The 18,121-nt window shown below is 59.2% G+C and carries 20 protein-coding genes and 1 pseudogene; 9 read left to right on the top strand and 12 right to left on the bottom strand.

From position 1 onward, the window contains the following. Positions 1–247: 247 nt before the first annotated feature. Positions 248–526: a site-specific integrase gene (locus tag ABD767_RS06370; protein WP_000015696.1), complete on the top strand. Its 279-nt coding sequence runs from the start codon at positions 248–250 to the stop codon at positions 524–526. Between the two features lie 357 nt (positions 527–883). Here ABD767_RS06370 and ABD767_RS06365 read toward each other — a convergent pair whose 3' ends face one another. From ABD767_RS06365 to ABD767_RS06335, 7 genes are all read right to left on the bottom strand, one after another. After that, positions 884–1,588: an IS6-like element IS26 family transposase gene (locus tag ABD767_RS06365; RefSeq protein ID WP_001067855.1), complete on the bottom strand. Its 705-nt coding sequence runs from the start codon at positions 1,586–1,588 to the stop codon at positions 884–886. A gap of 176 nt (positions 1,589–1,764) precedes the next feature. Next, the gene (locus ABD767_RS06360) at positions 1,765–2,529 is read right to left on the bottom strand and encodes an IS6-like element IS6100 family transposase (protein ID WP_001389365.1); all 765 of its coding nucleotides are present in this window, start codon (positions 2,527–2,529) and stop codon (positions 1,765–1,767) included. Positions 2,530–3,035: 506 nt separating this feature from the next. Beyond that, positions 3,036–3,536 (bottom strand): GNAT family N-acetyltransferase, encoded by a 501-nt coding sequence (locus ABD767_RS06355; RefSeq protein WP_000376623.1) that lies wholly within the window; start codon positions 3,534–3,536, stop codon positions 3,036–3,038. 127 nt (positions 3,537–3,663) lie between these two features. Beyond that, a complete protein-coding gene (gene sul1 / locus ABD767_RS06350; RefSeq protein WP_000259031.1) occupies positions 3,664–4,503 on the bottom strand; it encodes a sulfonamide-resistant dihydropteroate synthase Sul1 in 840 nt (279 codons plus the stop codon). Beyond that, on the bottom strand, positions 4,497–4,844 hold the full coding sequence (locus ABD767_RS06345; RefSeq protein WP_000679427.1) for a quaternary ammonium compound efflux SMR transporter QacE delta 1: 348 nt from the start codon (positions 4,842–4,844) through the stop codon (positions 4,497–4,499). The genes sul1 and ABD767_RS06345 overlap by 7 nt, the downstream gene beginning before the upstream one ends. A gap of 163 nt (positions 4,845–5,007) precedes the next feature. After that, positions 5,008–5,799 carry an ANT(3'')-Ia family aminoglycoside nucleotidyltransferase AadA2 gene (locus ABD767_RS06340; protein ID WP_001206356.1) on the bottom strand — a complete coding sequence of 264 codons (792 nt, stop codon included), beginning with the start codon at positions 5,797–5,799 and terminating at the stop codon, positions 5,008–5,010. A gap of 57 nt (positions 5,800–5,856) precedes the next feature. Next, a complete protein-coding gene (locus ABD767_RS06335) occupies positions 5,857–6,489 on the bottom strand; it encodes a type B-3 chloramphenicol O-acetyltransferase CatB3 (protein ID WP_000186237.1) in 633 nt (210 codons plus the stop codon). Positions 6,490–6,659: 170 nt separating this feature from the next. Here ABD767_RS06335 and intI1 point away from each other — a divergent pair, with 170 nt between their 5' ends. The 4 genes from intI1 to ABD767_RS06315 all read left to right on the top strand — a co-directional run bounded on the left by intI1 (position 6,660) and on the right by ABD767_RS06315 (position 10,691). Further along, positions 6,660–7,673 carry a class 1 integron integrase IntI1 gene (gene intI1 / locus ABD767_RS06330; RefSeq protein WP_000845039.1) on the top strand — a complete coding sequence of 338 codons (1,014 nt, stop codon included), beginning with the start codon at positions 6,660–6,662 and terminating at the stop codon, positions 7,671–7,673. Positions 7,674–8,028: 355 nt separating this feature from the next. After that, positions 8,029–8,766, top strand: a complete 738-nt coding sequence (locus ABD767_RS06325) for a recombinase family protein (RefSeq protein ID WP_001366550.1) — start codon at positions 8,029–8,031, stop codon at positions 8,764–8,766. Beyond that, entirely contained in the window at positions 8,763–8,987 is a 225-nt protein-coding gene (locus ABD767_RS06320) for a hypothetical protein (protein WP_000743213.1), read from the top strand. Before ABD767_RS06325 ends, ABD767_RS06320 begins: the two co-directional genes overlap by 4 nt. A 210-nt stretch (positions 8,988–9,197) precedes the next feature. Further along, positions 9,198–10,691: an IS91-like element ISCR2 family transposase gene (locus ABD767_RS06315; RefSeq protein ID WP_001120888.1), complete on the top strand. Its 1,494-nt coding sequence runs from the start codon at positions 9,198–9,200 to the stop codon at positions 10,689–10,691. A 235-nt stretch (positions 10,692–10,926) separates the two neighbouring features. Here ABD767_RS06315 and glmM read toward each other — a convergent pair. After that, a pseudogene (gene glmM / locus ABD767_RS06310) lies at positions 10,927–11,169 on the bottom strand (phosphoglucosamine mutase); the annotation flags it as partial. 86 nt (positions 11,170–11,255) lie between these two features. Further along, complete coding sequence (sul2, locus tag ABD767_RS06305; RefSeq protein ID WP_001043260.1) at positions 11,256–12,071, bottom strand: sulfonamide-resistant dihydropteroate synthase Sul2; 816 nt, start codon at positions 12,069–12,071, stop codon at positions 11,256–11,258. Positions 12,072–12,679: 608 nt separating this feature from the next. Here sul2 and ABD767_RS06300 point away from each other — a divergent pair. The 4 genes from ABD767_RS06300 to ABD767_RS06285 all read left to right on the top strand — a co-directional run bounded on the left by ABD767_RS06300 (position 12,680) and on the right by ABD767_RS06285 (position 16,104). After that, positions 12,680–13,936, top strand: a complete 1,257-nt coding sequence (locus tag ABD767_RS06300) for a tyrosine-type recombinase/integrase (protein ID WP_091571626.1) — start codon at positions 12,680–12,682, stop codon at positions 13,934–13,936. A 155-nt stretch (positions 13,937–14,091) separates the two neighbouring features. Next, entirely contained in the window at positions 14,092–14,913 is an 822-nt protein-coding gene (locus ABD767_RS06295) for a type IV toxin-antitoxin system AbiEi family antitoxin domain-containing protein (RefSeq protein WP_091571629.1), read from the top strand. Further along, positions 14,897–15,844, top strand: coding sequence for a nucleotidyl transferase AbiEii/AbiGii toxin family protein (locus ABD767_RS06290; RefSeq protein ID WP_091571631.1), 948 nt, complete (start codon positions 14,897–14,899; stop codon positions 15,842–15,844). Before ABD767_RS06295 ends, ABD767_RS06290 begins: the two co-directional genes overlap by 17 nt. 17 nt (positions 15,845–15,861) lie before the next feature. Further along, positions 15,862–16,104, top strand: coding sequence for a transcriptional regulator (locus ABD767_RS06285; protein ID WP_091571760.1), 243 nt, complete (start codon positions 15,862–15,864; stop codon positions 16,102–16,104). A 29-nt stretch (positions 16,105–16,133) separates the two neighbouring features. Here the strand turns inward: ABD767_RS06285 and ABD767_RS06280 are convergent, their stop codons facing one another. From ABD767_RS06280 to ABD767_RS06270, 3 genes are all read right to left on the bottom strand, one after another. Next, positions 16,134–16,511, bottom strand: a complete 378-nt coding sequence (locus ABD767_RS06280) for a helix-turn-helix transcriptional regulator (protein ID WP_091571634.1) — start codon at positions 16,509–16,511, stop codon at positions 16,134–16,136. Positions 16,512–16,612: 101 nt separating this feature from the next. Further along, entirely contained in the window at positions 16,613–17,482 is an 870-nt protein-coding gene (locus ABD767_RS06275) for an ImmA/IrrE family metallo-endopeptidase (protein ID WP_091571638.1), read from the bottom strand. A gap of 2 nt (positions 17,483–17,484) precedes the next feature. Further along, entirely contained in the window at positions 17,485–17,871 is a 387-nt protein-coding gene (locus tag ABD767_RS06270; protein WP_091571640.1) for a helix-turn-helix domain-containing protein, read from the bottom strand. Between the last annotated feature and the right edge of the window lie 250 nt (positions 17,872–18,121).

Raw genomic sequence — 18,121 nt, 5'->3', positions numbered from 1 at the left:
GAGGACCCGGCTAGGCTGGCGGGGTTGCCTTACTGGTTAGCAGAATGAATCACCGATACGCGAGCGAACGTGAAGCGACTGCTGCTGCAAAACGTCTGCGACCTGAGCAACAACATGAATGGTCTTCGGTTTCCGTGTTTCGTAAAGTCTGGAAACGCGGAAGTCCCCTACGTGCTGCTGAAGTTGCCCGCAACAGAGAGTGGAACCAACCGGTGATACCACGATACTATGACTGAGAGTCAACGCCATGAGCGGCCTCATTTCTTATTCTGAGTTACAACAGTCCGCACCGCTGCCGGTAGCTATTGACTATCCGGCTGCACTAGCCCTGCGTCAGATGGCTCTGATCCAAGGCAAACTGCCAAAATATCTGCTGGCACCGGAAGTCAGCGCCCTGCACCATTATGTTCCGGATCTGCATCGCAGGATGCTGCTGGCTACCCTGTGGAACACCTACATCTGTATTAACGAAGCGCTGGCATTGACCCTGAGTGATTTTTCTCTGGTGCCGCCTTATCACTGTTGAAGGCCACCGCTCATCACGCGTTTGCTGACATTGAGCCCTGCCGGCCGATCGGCCTGAGACTCTCAGCACAGGAGACGGCGGGTGACGAGCGTATACTTTTTCGACGCTTGGTTGCGGTCGCGCTAGGCGTGGCCGCCGACGAACCCGCTGGTGTCGCCCTTGCGGAGCAGCGCAAGGCGGACCTTGCCACGACATCCCCTCGCCCGCCGATCGTCTAAATTCGTCGAGGTTAAGAAATTCCCGCTCCGGCGAGGCCATCACCATCACCGGCGTCAGGTAGTGGACATGGCAGCAGCGCACGCAGGGGCACTGTTGCAAAGTTAGCGATGAGGCAGCCTTTTGTCTTATTCAAAGGCCTTACATTTCAAAAACTCTGCTTACCAGGCGCATTTCGCCCAGGGGATCACCATAATAAAATGCTGAGGCCTGGCCTTTGCGTAGTGCACGCATCACCTCAATACCTTTGATGGTGGCGTAAGCCGTCTTCATGGATTTAAATCCCAGCGTGGCGCCGATTATCCGTTTCAGTTTGCCATGATCGCATTCAATCACGTTGTTCCGGTACTTAATCTGTCGGTGTTCAACGTCAGACGGGCACCGGCCTTCGCGTTTGAGCAGAGCAAGCGCGCGACCATAGGCGGGCGCTTTATCCGTGTTGATGAATCGCGGGATCTGCCACTTCTTCACGTTGTTGAGGATTTTACCCAGAAACCGGTATGCAGCTTTGCTGTTACGACGGGAGGAGAGATAAAAATCGACAGTGCGGCCCCGGCTGTCGACGGCCCGGTACAGATACGCCCAGCGGCCATTGACCTTCACGTAGGTTTCATCCATGTGCCACGGGCAAAGATCGGAAGGGTTACGCCAGTACCAGCGCAGCCGTTTTTCCATTTCAGGCGCATAACGCTGAACCCAGCGGTAAATCGTGGAGTGATCGACATTCACTCCGCGTTCAGCCAGCATCTCCTGCAGCTCACGGTAACTGATGCCGTATTTGCAGTACCAGCGTACGGCCCACAGAATGATGTCACGCTGAAAATGCCGGCCTTTGAATGGGTTCATGTGCAGCTCCATCAGCAAAAGGGGATGATAAGTTTATCACCACCGACTATTTGCAACAGTGCCCCAATCTCGACTATGCTCAATACTCGTGTGCACCAAAGCGAGGTGAGCATGGCGACGGAGGCTCTGTTGCAAAGATTGGCGGCAGTCAGAGGTAGGCTGTCGCTCTGCGCCGATCAGGCGGCTGCTGCGAAATGGTGGTTGAGCATGCCCATGGCCTCCGTCAGCGCCGAGGGCCCAATGCCAAAAGCTCTCTCCACAAGGCGCACCTCGCCCCTGATGCCGGGCTGCAGGCACCAGGGGCGAGCCTGTCCTTTGCGCAGGGCTCGCATGACTTCGAATCCCTTGATCGTGGCATAGGCCGTGGGGATCGATTTGAAACCGCGCACCGGCTTGATCAGTATCTTGAGCTTTCCGTGATCGGCCTCGATCACGTTATTGAGATACTTCACCTGCCGGTGGGCCGTCTCCCGGTCCAGCTTTCCTTCGCGCTTCAATTCGGTGATCGCTGCACCATAGCTCGGCGCTTTGTCGGTATTGAGCGTGGCAGGCTTTTCCCAGTGCTTCAGGCCTCGCAGGGCCTTGCCCAGGAACCGCTTCGCTGCCTTGGCGCTGCGGGTCGGCGACAGGTAGAAATCGATCGTGTCGCCCCGCTTGTCGACTGCCCGGTACAGGTAGGTCCACTTGCCCCGCACCTTGACGTAGGTTTCATCCAGGCGCCAGCTCGGATCAAAGCCACGCCGCCAGAACCAGCGCAGCCGCTTCTCCATCTCCGGGGCGTAGCACTGGACCCAGCGATAGATCGTCGTATGGTCGACCGAAATGCCGCGTTCCGCCAGCATTTCCTCAAGGTCGCGATAGCTGATCGGATAGCGACAATACCAGCGCACCGCCCACAGGATCACATCACCCTGGAAATGGCGCCACTTGAAATCCGTCATCGTTCCGTCCGTCCAATCTCCGCCAAGCATGCTCAAGCTTCACGATTTTTGCAACAGAGCCCACACGAGTATTGAGCATAGTCGAGATTGGTGCAGATCACTTCTGATATTGAACTGTCAGGAGCTGGCTGCACAACAGCCATTACGCCCAATCAACTGGTGCAGTCGTCTTCTGAAAATGACATTTGGTATCTCTCATAAACGGATGTTTTTGAGAGAACTATCTTCGGCCTTCACACGCACGAAAGGCGGCGAAGCTCCGCCGTTAATCCGTCCGCCGGAGATCTCGCCCAGGCAGGCTGAAGGCCGAGCAAGCCTGACAGGCCCGAAAAGCCCGGCACGGGCGTCGGCGGCGATGACGGCGGCGGCATTATCCAGGGTTGATGATGGAAGTGGAGGATATCGACAACCTCTCGCGCAACCAAGACATCGCGGTCGGACTGCAAGTGATCTTGAAGCCACGGGCCCGTCCCACCCCGACATGGACCTCGATGCCCGAACGGACGTTAGATTTCGAGTTCTAGGCGTTCTGCGATGAAGGTTGGATCCCAGCCGGGATTGAAAGTGTCGACGTGGGTGAATCCGAGCCGCTCGTATAGGCCACGCAGGTTCGGGTGGCAGTCGAGCCGCAGCTTGGCGCACCCCTGCGTTCGCGCGGCATGGCGGCAAGCCTCGATCAGCGCGGAGCTGACACCCCGGCCCGCATGTGTCCGTCGCACCGCGAGCTTGTGCAGATATGCGGCCTCCCCCTTGAGGGCGTCGGGCCAGAACTCGGGATCCTCGGCCGACAAGGTGCAACAGCCGACGATGCCGTCGCTGCAACTCGCGACTAGGAGCTCGGATCTCAGGACGAAGGTCTCCGCGAATGTCCGGTCGATCCGCGCGACGTCCCAGGCGGGCGTTCCCTTGGCGGACATCCACGCCGCAGCGTCGTGCATCAGCCGCACAACCTCGTCGATATCACCCGAGCAGGCGACCCGAACGTTCGGAGGCTCCTCGCTGTCCATTCGCTCCCCTGGCGCGGTATGAACCGCCGCCTCATAGTGCAGTTTGATCCTGACGAGCCCAGCATGTCTGCGCCCACCTTCGCGGAACCTGACCAGGGTCCGCTAGCGGGCGGCCGGAAGGTGAATGCTAGGCATGATCTAACCCTCGGTCTCTGGCGTCGCGACTGCGAAATTTCGCGAGGGTTTCCGAGAAGGTGATTGCGCTTCGCAGATCTCCAGGCGCGTGGGTGCGGACGTAGTCAGCGCCATTGCCGATCGCGTGAAGTTCCGCCGCAAGGCTCGCTGGACCCAGATCCTTTACAGGAAGGCCAACGGTGGCGCCCAAGAAGGATTTCCGCGACACCGAGACCAATAGCGGAAGCCCCAACGCCGACTTCAGCTTTTGAAGGTTCGACAGCACGTGCAGCGATGTTTCCGGTGCGGGGCTCAAGAAAAATCCCATCCCCGGATCGAGGATGAGCCGGTCGGCAGCGACCCCGCTCCGTCGCAAGGCGGAAACCCGCGCCTCGAAGAACCGCACAATCTCGTCGAGCGCGTCTTCGGGTCGAAGGTGACCGGTGCGGGTGGCGATGCCATCCCGCTGCGCTGAGTGCATAACCACCAGCCTGCAGTCCGCCTCAGCAATATCGGGATAGAGCGCAGGGTCAGGAAATCCTTGGATATCGTTCAGGTAGCCCACGCCGCGCTTGAGCGCATAGCGCTGGGTTTCCGGTTGGAAGCTGTCGATTGAAACACGGTGCATCTGATCGGACAGGGCGTCTAAGAGCGGCGCAATACGTCTGATCTCATCGGCCGGCGATACAGGCCTCGCGTCCGGATGGCTGGCGGCCGGTCCGACATCCACGACGTCTGATCCGACTCGCAGCATTTCGATCGCCGCGGTGACAGCGCCGGCGGGGTCTAGCCGCCGGCTCTCATCGAAGAAGGAGTCCTCGGTGAGATTCAGAATGCCGAACACCGTCACCATGGCGTCGGCCTCCGCAGCGACTTCCACGATGGGGATCGGGCGAGCAAAAAGGCAGCAATTATGAGCCCCATACCTACAAAGCCCCACGCATCAAGCTTTTGCCCATGAAGCAACCAGGCAATGGCTGTAATTATGACGACGCCGAGTCCCGACCAGACTGCATAAGCAACACCGACAGGGATGGATTTCAGAACCAGAGAAAGAAAATAAAATGCGATGCCATAACCGATTATGACAACGGCGGAAGGGGCAAGCTTAGTAAAGCCCTCGCTAGATTTTAATGCGGATGTTGCGATTACTTCGCCAACTATTGCGATAACAAGAAAAAGCCAGCCTTTCATGATATATCTCCCAATTTGTGTAGGGCTTATTATGCACGCTTAAAAATAATAAAAGCAGACTTGACCTGATAGTTTGGCTGTGAGCAATTATGTGCTTAGTGCATCTAACGCCGGAGTTAAGCCGCCGCGCGTAGCGCGGTCGGCTTGAACGAATTGTTAGACATCATTTACCAACTGACTTGATGATCTCGCCTTTCACAAAGCGAATAAATTCTTCCAAGTGATCTGCGCGTGAGGCCAAGTGATCTTCTTTTTGTCCCAGATAAGCTTGCTTAGCTTCAAGTAAGACGGGCTGATACTGGGCAGGTAGGCGTTTTATTGCCCAGTCGGCAGCGACATCCTTCGGCGCGATTTTGCCGGTTATTGCGCTGTACCAAATGCGGGACAACGTAAGCACTACATTTCGCTCATCGCCGGCCCAGTCGGGCTGCGAGTTCCATAGCTTCAAGGTTTCCCTCAGCGCCTCGAATAGATCCTGTTCAGGAACCGGGTCAAAGAATTCCTCCGCTGCCGGACCTACCAAGGCAACGCTATGTTCTCTTGCTTTTGTAAGCAGGATAGCTAGATCAATGTCGATCATGGCTGGCTCGAAGATACCCGCAAGAATGTCATTGCGCTGCCATTCTCCAAATTGCAGCTCGCGCTTAGCCGGATAACGCCACGGGATGATGTCGTCATGCACGACAAGGGTGACTTCTATAGCGCGGAGCGTCTCGCTCTCGCCAGGGAAAGCCGAAGCCTCCATAAGATCATTGAGCAATGCTCGCCGCGTCGTTTCATCAAGCTTTACGGCCACAGTAACCAACAAATCAATATCGCTGTATGGCTTCAGGCCGCCATCCACTGCGGAGCCGTACAAATGCACGGCCAGCAACGTTGATTCCAGATGGCGCTCAATGACGCTTAGCACCTCTGATAGTTGGTTCGAAATTTCGATGGTCACCGCTTCCCTCATGATGTCTAACGCCTGAAATAAGCCGTGCCGCGAAGCGGCATCGGCTTGATTGAATTGTTAGACGGCAAACTCGAGCCAATACTTGTGCAGGCCAACAATATTAGACGAGCACAGCATGGGCATTGCCGCTTTGATCTTCTCCAGTGACCAATTCCACCACTCCATCTCCAGAAGCAATGAAATTTCCTCATCGGTGAAGCGTTTCTTAATCTTCTTAGCGGGATTGCCGCCAACGATAGCGTAAGGCTCCACATCTTTTGTCACCAACGAGCGGCTGCCTATCACCGCACCGTGCCCGATCTTGATTCCGGGCATGACCATTGCCTCAGAGCCGATCCAAACGTCATTGCCAATGACAGTATTACCTGCTTTTTGGAAGGCATCGAGTGCGCTTGAGAATGCAGGTTCTTCCTGCATATAAAAGAACGGGAAAGATGATGCCCAGTCGTACCGATGCCCCTGATTGCCAGCCATGATAAAGGAAGCCCCACTCCCGATAGAGCAGAAACTACCGATGATCAACTTATCAACGTCATCACGGTCCGGAAACAGATACCGTGCGCAGTCATCGAATGAGTGCCCATGATAGTAGCCAGAGTAATAGCTGTACCGCCCAACTTTGATATTGGGGTTCTTCACTTGCTCAGAAAGCAGCTTGCCTTTGAAGGGGCTATCAAAGTAGTTGGTCATAAGAGATCCCGCGGTCTGTGACTTTGCCGTCTAACTTTGTTTTAGGGCGACTGCCCTGCTGCGTAACATCGTTGCTGCTCCATAACATCAAACATCGACCCACGGCGTAACGCGCTTGCTGCTTGGATGCCCGAGGCATAGACTGTACAAAAAAACAGTCATAACAAGCCATGAAAACCGCCACTGCGCCGTTACCACCGCTGCGTTCGGTCAAGGTTCTGGACCAGTTGCGTGAGCGCATACGCTACTTGCATTACAGCTTACCAACCGAACAGGCTTATGTCCACTGGGTTCGTGCCTTCATCCGTTTCCACGGTGTGCGTCACCCGGCAACCTTGGGCAGCAGCGAAGTCGAGGCATTTCTGTCCTGGCTGGCGAACGAGCGCAAGGTTTCGGTCTCCACGCATCGTCAGGCATTGGCGGCCTTGCTGTTCTTCTACGGCAAGGTGCTGTGCACGGATCTGCCCTGGCTTCAGGAGATCGGAAGACCTCGGCCGTCGCGGCGCTTGCCGGTGGTGCTGACCCCGGATGAAGTGGTTCGCATCCTCGGTTTTCTGGAAGGCGAGCATCGTTTGTTCGCCCAGCTTCTGTATGGAACGGGCATGCGGATCAGTGAGGGTTTGCAACTGCGGGTCAAGGATCTGGATTTCGATCACGGCACGATCATCGTGCGGGAGGGCAAGGGCTCCAAGGATCGGGCCTTGATGTTACCCGAGAGCTTGGCACCCAGCCTGCGCGAGCAGCTGTCGCGTGCACGGGCATGGTGGCTGAAGGACCAGGCCGAGGGCCGCAGCGGCGTTGCGCTTCCCGACGCCCTTGAGCGGAAGTATCCGCGCGCCGGGCATTCCTGGCCGTGGTTCTGGGTTTTTGCGCAGCACACGCATTCGACCGATCCACGGAGCGGTGTCGTGCGTCGCCATCACATGTATGACCAGACCTTTCAGCGCGCCTTCAAACGTGCCGTAGAACAAGCAGGCATCACGAAGCCCGCCACACCGCACACCCTCCGCCACTCGTTCGCGACGGCCTTGCTCCGCAGCGGTTACGACATTCGAACCGTGCAGGATCTGCTCGGCCATTCCGACGTCTCTACGACGATGATTTACACGCATGTGCTGAAAGTTGGCGGTGCCGGAGTGCGCTCACCGCTTGATGCGCTGCCGCCCCTCACTAGTGAGAGGTAGGGCAGCGCAAGTCAATCCTGGCGGATTCACTACCCCTGCGCGAAGGCCATCGGTGCCGCATCGAACGGCCGGTTGCGGAAAGTCCTCCCTGCGTCCGCTGATGGCCGGCAGCAGCCCGTCGTTGCCTGATGGATCCAACCCCTCCGCTGCTATAGTGCAGTCGGCTTCTGACGTTCAGTGCAGCCGTCTTCTGAAAACGACACCTTTGAACAACTTACGGCGTGACGCTGCCAATGTTTGGCATGGCACATAAGGGTTATCTTTTTGGGCTAGGCACTTATAAGCCGACCTTTTGAGCTATGAGCCACCAGCGATAAACTGGCACTTTGAGGCATGCCCAAAGGAGCCCGCAAGTATGCGCAGGACGAAGCCAGTAGCCGCGCCGATGGTGGCGCGGGTCTATCTGCGCGTCAGCACCGACGCGCAGGACTTGGAACGCCAAGAGGCGATCACTACGGCCGCGAAGGCCGCCGGCTACTACGTCGCCGGCATCTACCGTGAGAAGGCATCCGGCGCACGCGCCGACCGGCCTGAGCTGCTGCGCATGATCGGCGACCTACAGCCCGGCGAGGTGGTCATTGCCGAGAAGATCGACCGCATCAGCCGCCTACCTTTGCCCGAGGCCGAGCGCCTGGTGGCCTCGATACAGGCCAAAGGCGCACGCCTGGCCGTCCCTGGCGTGGTCGATCTATCCGACCTGGCGGCCGAGGCCCAGGGCGTCGCCAAGATCGTGCTGGAAGCCGTGCAGATCATGCTTTTTCGCCTGGCCTTGCAGATGGCCCGCGACGACTACGAGGACAGGCGCGAACGCCAGCGCCAAGGCATTGAGTTGGCCCGCCAGGCCGGGCGGTACAAGGGCCGCCGTGCTGATCCGAAGCGCCGCGCCCAAGTTGTCGCGCTGCGCAAGTCCGGCTACAGCATCAACAAGACCGCCGAGCTGGCCGGGTACAGTGCGGCCCAGGTGAAACGGATATGGGCCGAGGTCAGCCAGGCCGAAGCGAAGCAGCACGGCGCGTTCGTGGAGGACGCATTGACGGAAGCCGATGCCCTGGCCGCTGTCGGCCAGGATGAGCGCCAGGAGGAAAGGGCATGAAGAAGCCGAACCAAGACGACGAGCCGTTTTTCATCACCGAGGAGATTGCGGCCGAAATGATCGCCGGCGGCTATGAGTTCGAGCTGCCGCCCATTCCTTGCACCATCCGCCTACGCGACGTGCTGGAGCGCATGACCGATGCTGAGCTAGCATTGCAGCCGGGCGAGATCGCCGACCAGGAGCGTGAACGCTGCCGGCGCAAGCCGTGTTCAACCTCATGATCTGGTCATGGTATTTTTCATGGCACTGAGCCTGATAGTTCTTGCAAATTGTTGTCACTAAAGGGTTTTGTGTGCTTGTTTACAATCGAGTGGGAGTGACGGGCACTGGCTGGCAATGTCTAGCAACGGCAGGCATTTCGGCTGAGGGTAAAAGAACTTTCCGCTAAGCGATAGACTGTATGTAAACACAGTATTGCAAGGACGCGGAACATGCCTCATGTGGCGGCCAGGACGGCCAGCCGGGATCGGGATACTGGTCGTTACCAGAGCCACCGACCCGAGCAAACCCTTCTCTATCAGATCGTTGACGAGTATTACCCGGCATTCGCTGCGCTTATGGCAGAGCAGGGAAAGGAATTGCCGGGCTATGTGCAACGGGAATTTGAAGAATTTCTCCAATGCGGGCGGCTGGAGCATGGCTTTCTACGGGTTCGCTGCGAGTCTTGCCACGCCGAGCACCTGGTCGCTTTCAGCTGTAAGCGTCGCGGTTTCTGCCCGAGCTGTGGGGCGCGGCGGATGGCCGAAAGTGCCGCCTTGCTGGTTGATGAAGTACTGCCTGAACAACCCATGCGTCAGTGGGTGTTGAGCTTCCCGTTTCAGCTGCGTTTCCTGTTTGCCAGCCGGCCCGAGATCATGGGGTGGGTGCTGGGCATCGTTTACCGCGTCATTGCCACGCACCTGGTCAAGAAAGCGGGCCATACCCACCAAGTGGCCAAGACGGGCGCGGTCACCCTGATCCAGCGTTTTGGATCGGCGCTCAATCTGAATGTTCACTTCCACATGCTGTTTCTCGACGGTGTGTATGTCGAGCAATCCCACGGCTCAGCGCGTTTCCGCTGGGTCAAGGCGCCGACCAGCCCAGAGCTCACCCAGCTGACGCACACCATCGCCCACCGGGTGGGTCGCTATCTGGAACGGCAAGGCCTGCTGGAACGGGATGTCGAAAACAGCTATCTGGCCTCGGATGCGGTGGATGACGACCCGATGACACCCCTGCTGGGGCACTCGATCACTTACCGTATCGCTGTCGGTTCACAGGCGGGGCGAAAGGTGTTCACTTTGCAAACTCTGCCGACCAGTGGTGATCCGTTCGGTGACGGGATTGGCAAGGTAGCCGGGTCCAGCCTGCACGCCGGCGTGGCGGCCAGGGCCGATGAACGCAAGAAGCTCGAACGGCTGTGCCGGTACATCAGCCGCCCGGCGGTATCCGAGAAGCGGCTGTCGTTAACACGAGGCGGCAACGTGCGCTACCAGCTCAAGACGCCGTACCGGGACGGCACCACGCACGTCATTTTCGAACCATTGGATTTCATTGCAAGGCTGGCCGCCCTGGTACCGAAGCCCAGAGTCAACCTAACCCGCTTCCACGGGGTGTTCGCACCCAACAGTCGGCACCGGGCGTTGGTCACGCCGGCAAAACGGGGCAGGGGCAACAAGGTCAGGGTGGCTGATGAACCGGCAACACCAGCACAACGGCGAGCGTCGATGACATGGGCGCAACGGCTCAAGCGTGTTTTCAATATCGACATCGAGACCTGCAGCGGCTGCGGCGGCGCCATGAAAGTCATCGCCTGCATTGAAGACCCTATAGTGATCAAGCAGATCCTTGATCACCTGAAGCACAAAGCCGAAACCAGCGGGACCAGGGCGTTACCCGAAAGCCGGGCGCCACCGGCTGAGCTGCTCCTGGGTCTGTTTGACTGACGAGCCTGAAGGCCAACGATACCAATCAAAATGCTGCGTTCACAGCGCCGCGGCAGGGATCCGCCGTGCTGGTTGTCGGAAAAGGAGCCGCTAGTGGGAAAGAGGAGGGTAAATTTTCAGCGTTGCTGGCTCCCCGTCAGCCGGATTGGGTTGCATCGCAGGGGTGTCGAAAGAGTCAACTGCGGTCCAAAGCTGTTGGACTTGGGTGAAAAGGGCGTTTATTCTTCCTATACGTTGTCGGCAGCGGGCCAAAAAGGAATACGTCCATGCCCATCGAGGTGAAACCGGCTGTGAGCGCGGGTTCAAGCATATAGCCCGACAGGCGCGTATCCTTGCCGATCACGACACGATGGCGGTGGTCACCGCGACGAAAGACACGGCCAGCCGCCATGCCGACGCGCAAGGCGGTTTCCGCCGTCATCGCGCCTTCGTTGGCTTTGCCACGAATACCGTCTGTGCCGAAATATTTGCGCACCATAAGGTCGATTATCCTGTCGTCGGGTCGCCCTCAAAGGGGACATGCCTGCTGAACCGCGAATATAGAGAAATATCCCGAATGTGCAGTTAACGAATTCTTGCGGTTTCTTTCAGCGCCGCCAATACCGCCAGCCCGTCGCGCAAGGGGCGCGGCTCGTGTGTGCGGATGAAGTCAGCTCCACCTGCGGCGGCGGCAAGCTCTGCAGCGAGTGTCGCGGCCCCGACATCCCCCGGACCACGGCCTGTGAGCGCGCGCAGAAAGGATTTGCGCGAAACAGACAGAAGCACCGGCAAATCGAAGCGCAGCCGCAATTCATCGAACCGCGCCAGCACCGAGAGCGAGGTTTCGGGAGCAGCCCCCAGAAAAAACCCCATGCCGGGATCAAGGACAAGGCGGTTGCGTTTGATACCGGCACCCGTCAGCGCCGCGATGCGCGCGTCAAAGAACGCCGCAATGTGATCCATGATGTCGCCAGCGGGTGCCTCGCGCCGATCTGCCTGCCCGTCTTGCACCGAATGCATAACGACGAGTTTGGCAGATGATTTCGCCAATTGCGGATAGAACGCAGCGTCTGGAAAACCGCGAATATCATTGAGATAGGCCACACCACGCGACAAGGCATAGGCTTGCGTCGCGGGTTGATAACTGTCGAGCGAGACGGGAATGCCATCTGCCTTGAGCGCGTCCAGCACCGGCGCGATACGCGCGATTTCTGTGTCGGACGAAACAGGCGCGGCGTCGGGATTGCTGGATGCCGGACCGAGGTCGATCACATCTGCCCCCTCGGCCATCAGCTTACGCGCCTGCGCAATGGCTGCGTCTGGCGCCAGATACCGGCCTCCATCGGAGAAACTGTCCGAGGTTATGTTGACGATGCCGAAAATGATGAGCGATTTATTCATGGGGGCTTCTATAATAATAATAATCGAGCATGAGTCTCATACGGATGCTCGGGTCGAAAGGGAATCCCCAGGCGAGTAACCTGTTTGCGGTGATCCATTAGCTGCAGGAGCAGAAGAGCATACATCTGGAAGCAAAGCCAGGAAAGCGGCCTATGGAGCTGTGCGGCAGCGCTCAGTAGGCAATTTTTCAAAATATTGTTAAGCCTTTTCTGAGCATGGTATTTTTCATGGTATTACCAATTAGCAGGAAAATAAGCCATTGAATATAAAAGATAAAAATGTCTTGTTTACAATAGAGTGGGAGTGAATTGACGTCCTTCGGGGACTATCGCCAGCTATCGAAAAACTGACGTAACGTGTTGATTTAAAAGGAAATACGTCACGGCTTCTATCGATGGCTATCGCCGACCAGCGAAATGGGTTGACGGTAGAGCTGACGGTAAGAACCGGGGGGCGGATCAAGACCCTCCCGTTTACTATTGAGACCAAAACGGTCTTTGACGGTAAAGCGCTCCTCTGGAAAGCTTGTTTCATGCGGCTTTCCGGGCATCGACGGGTCTCCTGACCCCTGACGGTAAAAGCCGTCACGAAACAGGAGGAAAACCTCGATGCTTACCGACACAGCACTGCGCAATCTGAAGCCTAAGTCGTTGACCTATAAGGCTTCTGACCGGGATGGGATGTACGTGACGGTATCGACCGCCGGTACCGTCACCTTCCGCTACGATTACCGTCTCAACGGGCGCCGTGAGACCCTGACCATCGGCCGCTATGGCCCCGGTGGCATCTCGCTGGCCCTTGCCCGTGAAAAGCTTCTAGACGCCAAAAGGACCGTCGCTGCGGGCCGTTCCCCGGCGTTGGAAAAGCAGCGCGAGAAGCGTCGGCTGACCGCCGCCAAGAACTTCGGGGACGTCGCCGTGAAATGGCTGGCTGACGCCCGTATGGCCGACAGCACGCGCGCGATGCGCAAGCATGTCGTCGACCGAGACATCCTGCCGGTGTTCCAGAACCGGCTGCTCAACGAGATCACCGCCGATGACCTGCGGGCTCTGTGCAACAAGGTGAAGGCGCGCGGAGCGCCTGCCACTGCCGTGCATGTCCGTGACATCGTGAAGCAGGTCTATGCGTTCGCCATCCTGCATGGTGAGAAGGTGGACAACCCGGCCAACGACGTGGCTGCGGCCTCGATCGCGACCTTCGTTCCGAAAGACCGGGCGCTGTCGCCGGCCGAAATCCGGCTGGCGTTCCATCAGTTGGAGTCCATCGCGACCTATCCGACGATCCGCTTGGCGCTGCGCATGGTCCTGCTGACCCTGGTGCGCAAGAGCGAATTGATCGAGGCCACGTGGAGGGAGATCGACTTCGAGAAAGCAACCTGGACGATTCCGAAGGAGCGCATGAAGGGGCGCAACCCGCACGTGGTCTATCTGTCGCGGCAGGCCCTGGACATCCTCGTGGCGTTGCATACCTGTGCCGCTGGCTCCAAGTTCGTGCTGCCCTCGCGTTACGAGCCGATCCGTTGCATGTCCCATGCGACCTTGAACCGCGTCACCCATCTCATCGTCGGGCGGGCCAAGACCGCGGGCCTGCCGCTGGAACCGTTCACCGTCCATGACCTGCGCCGTACCGGCTCGACGCTGCTCAACGAAGTGGGCTTCAACGGTGACTGGATAGAGAAGTGCCTGGCGCATGAGGAAGGGCGCTCCTCGCGCTCGGTCTACAACAAGGCCGAGTACGCAGAGCAGCGGCGCCACATGCTGCAGGAATGGGCGGACATGGTCGATGCCTGGATTGATGGGCGAACCCATGTGCCGAAGCTGCTGCCGGACAACGTGTCGGTCCCGGTGCTCAGTGCAGTTTTGTGAGGGAGAGCCCCATGATGTTTTCATCGGCGCTTCTTGTCGGCGGACAGCGCGGGGTTTACATAGGTGGAAAAAGGCGCACTTTGGGTGATCTTTTCGGGAGTTTTTCAAACCACCAAGCCTTGGCGTTGGTTTATAAATCTGTTATTTTGAGCACTATGGATGCTCAAAATGCAGGAAAACTGAACCAGTTGCTGGCCGAACTGGGCGACACGCGCTTGGTATCCAGCCGCTGGCTACGGGCGCATGGATACTCCAACAGCCTTGTGGCGCGCTACATGGGCAGCGGCTGGCTGGTCTCGCCGGCGCGTGGCGTCTACATGCGCAGGGGCGGGCGGCTGCAATGGGATGGGGTGGTCCGCAGCCTGCAGCTCGGGGAGGGCATGCCGCTGCACGTCGGGGGACGCTTCGCCCTCGGCCTGCAGGGCCATGAGCACTACCTGCGCCTGGGCGATGCCGGGACGATCACGCTGTATGGGCCACGACAGCCGCCGGGCTGGGTGGGCAAGCTTTCACTGGAGCAGCGCTTCGAGTACCCGGGCAAGGGGCCGGTCGACCTCACGGCTGTGCCCGTCACTGCGGAAGTCTCAGGGACGGTGTTGTCGGAAGCGGGCCTGGCTTGGTACTCCGCTGCGCCTGGCGCCGATGCCCTGGTCTGCTCGACGCCCGAGCGGGCCATGCTCGAACTGTGCGATGGCGTATCGGGTGCGGCAGAGGTCTACGAGGCCGATGCGCTGATGCAGGCCATGACCACGTTGCGGCCGCAGCGGGTCGGCCTGCTGCTGCGGCACTGCCGCAGCATCAAGGCGAAGCGGCTGTTCCTGGCCCTGGCTGATCGCCATCGGCATGCGTGGCTGGCGCACATGTCCCTGGAGGGTGTTGATCTGGGCAGAGGCAAGCGTGCGCTCGTGCCCGGCGGACGCCTGCATCCGACCTACCAGATCACCTTGCCGGGAGATCTTGATGAGCACCTGGCTTGACCAATGGGACCGGCGCTATACCGACCGTGTGCGGCTGCTGGTCGAGATCCTGCCGGTGCTGGCGCAGGAGCCGGCTTTTGCGCTCAAGGGCGGCACGGCCATCAACCTGTTCGAGCATGATCTGCCGCGTCTGTCGGTGGACATCGATCTGGCCTGGTTGCCGGTGCATGACTATGCCGAGGACGCGAGGCTGATTGCCGCAGCGCTGGAGCGAATGGCGGATGTACTGCGCGCCCGGCCTTTGCAATTGCAGGTGCAGACTTCGGCGGGCGAGGGTGGGGCAGTCACTCGCTTGGTGGCCAGTCGCGGCCGTGCGCGCGTGCAGATCGAGACGACACCCGTCATGCGTGGAACGGTGCATCCGGTGCGAACCATGGTCGTGCGGCCACGGGTGGAGGAGGCCTTCGGCTTTGCCGAGGTGCAGGTGCTGGCATTCGCCGACCTCTATGCCGGCAAGTTGGCGGCTGCGCTGTCGCGGCAGCACCCGCGCGATCTCTTCGACGTGGGCCTGCTGCTGGAGGATGAACGCGCGGACGAGGGGCTCTGGCGGACCTTTCTCGTTTACCTGACGTGCAGTCCGAAGCCAGCCTGGGAGATGCTGGCACCGCGCGTGCCAGCGGATTTCGAGGCCACTTTCGAGGCCCACTTCAACGGGATGACGTCCGAGCCTATTGGTGTGGCCGCCTTGCTGGAGAGCCGCGAGCGCCTGTTGGCCCGCGTAGCGCATTGGCTGGACGGGCCGTCGTGCGCCTTCCTTCAATCCGTCGAGGATGAGAAGGCCGATCTCAGTTTGATCGGACTGGCCCATGCGGCCGAGTTGCCGGGGGTGCGGCGCAAACTGCACAACCTGGGGCAGCGCACGGCGGCCAAGCGTGCGGCAGATCGCCAGCAGCTTGACGAAACGCTGGCGCGGATTGCTGGTGCCCGATGACGAAGGAGGCTGACGCGATGGTTCACGATTTCACGCTGGTCTACGCACTGGACTCGGACATGGGGTCGCAGGAGGATGTCCTTCGTCAGTTGGCGGGTAGCGACTGCGCCGATGTCTCGGTCGGCTGGGGACGGCCGGGTCATGTCGGTCTTGCTTTCAGCAGGAAGGCGGACGACAGCGATGCTGCGGTCACGCTCGCAATGGCTCAGGCGGCACAGGCGTTGCCGGGGGCGGTGCTGGTCCGGGCGGATGGGGTGTAGTCAGTCGCCGCAAGCGCTTGATGGCGGATTCATCGAACAGGACGGTGCCGACGCAGTCTCACGTCCGGGCCGACCGATGCGCTGGTCTTCACGGATCGAGAGGCTTGCTTGCGGTCATCGATCCAGGCTTCGACTTCTGCCAGATCCCAGACGACGCATCGGGCGGTAAGGCGGAAGCGGCGCGGAAACTCGCCGCGCTGTTCCATTTCGTAGATCGTCGTCTCGGCCAGAGGCACGATCTGGTGCAGTTCGTGGCGGCGGATGGTGCGACGGAAAGGAAGAGGGCTGCTCTGCGAAAACTGGGGCAGAGCCTCGTAGGCTTCGGTGCCTGGCAAGGGAAGCGGCTGGTGAGCGTTTGTGCCGGCTGAATGGGATGTTTGACGTAGCTGTTCCACCTTGGACTCCATGAACGTGCTGTTATGGAGATATGGTGAGGTTCAGTACCTATCGGGACAACTTGCTGCAGCGTGGCCCGGCAAGCGCTGTGCGGCCAAACGCCCCCCGCTTCTCAGCGGCGTCTGTTGCGTCCCGGCCAGGCCAACTGACCCGTCAATTCGGCCAGGCCGCCGTCGTCCTCGACACGGACACCGAAGCGATTCACCTCCACTTCAGGCAGATCTTCGCTGTCGAACCACAGCAGCGACGTGGTGGTATCCGTGCGTGCGTAGTGTCTGGAGAGCTCCCAGAGGTCGAGGCCCTTTTCCCAGTTGTCGAACCAGATGTCTTGTGCAACCTCATCCGTGTCGGCAGCACTGCTGCCTGAAGAACGGAGGCGGTGAGCCACGGAGCCGACGGGGATGGCGGACCTGGGAGATATCCAGGCCCCAGCCTGTCGCAAGCTGGTGGAGCGCGCCGCGTAGCGTACTGCGCCGCGTTCCATGGTCACGAAGGCGCACGGGATGTCACTGAGCGAAGCGAACCGCGACGCTGCGGCAGGGAATGATGTGTGGAACAAGTCCGCCATGCGCTGGATGAGCGCCAGTGACGGTTCCTCGTTGGGCACAAGCGACAGCCATTGTTGATAAGGCATCAGCAATTCAGCGGCGAAGGTGTCGCAAGCAATTTCGTTCGGATGCCGCTTCGCATAGGACCAGGACGGCACTTCTTCGTGGCTCGACTCCAGCGCAAGGACGATGTGCGCAATTTCGTGGCAGATGGTGAAGCGTTGGCGCTCTTCTGTCTCCAGCGAATTCACCGTGATCACGTGCTTGCCATTCGGCTTGGTGATCGTGTAGCCGGACTCTCCCTCACCAAGCTCATCCTGCTTGACCTTGGCATTCGCCGCTACCACATAGGGTGTCAGGTCTTCTCGGATGCCGGACACATCAACCTTCGCAACAAAGGCCCGTGCTTTCTGTCTGACATCCGCTTCATCCATGTTCAGTCGTCCTCGTCCTCGAACGCTCGCTGTATCCGGGCGATCAAAGTCGCGGGATCAGGTCTGGCATTGCCACGATGCCTCACACCTGCTGCAGCAGAAAAGATGTCAATGCTGATGGACGGATCGTTCAGCACGAATTCCACAAGGCGCGGATCGGCCTCCGCATGGTCAACCAGCCACAGCACCAGTGCAGCATCTCTTTCACCTGGTTTAAGTACCTTCAGCAGTTTTTCGACCAAGTCGGCTGAGGGGTTTGTCTTCTCGCCGGACTCCAGCCGGTGGACATAGGCATGGTCCACCGAGGACAGTTGCCCGATTTCGCGCAATGAGAGGGTCCTGCGCTCGCGTAGCGTCTTGAGGGCGACGCCCAGGCCTGTTTGTGACATCCGTTCCGTTCCTTGGACTGAGGCGGACGGCGCGATGCGCCTGTCCCCGCAGCAACTGCGTTATGCGGCACCAAGCCCACCATTTGCAGCCTGGCACCAACTCTGATACATTGTTGTCCAGCCAGACAACAGACGTGGGTTCTTCGAATCCAGCAGGTTGATTTGGCTTGACTCACCCGTTGTCTGCAAGAGCAACGTATTTTGCTTCAGCAGGTGGTCATTGGCAACCCGGCCGGCTGGCCGGGGTCTC

The sequence above is a fragment of the Comamonas faecalis genome (assembly GCF_039538025.1).
GTDB lineage: Bacteria > Pseudomonadota > Gammaproteobacteria > Burkholderiales > Burkholderiaceae_C > Comamonas_C > Comamonas_C faecalis.
This window is presented reverse-complemented; position numbering and strand designations above follow the sequence as displayed.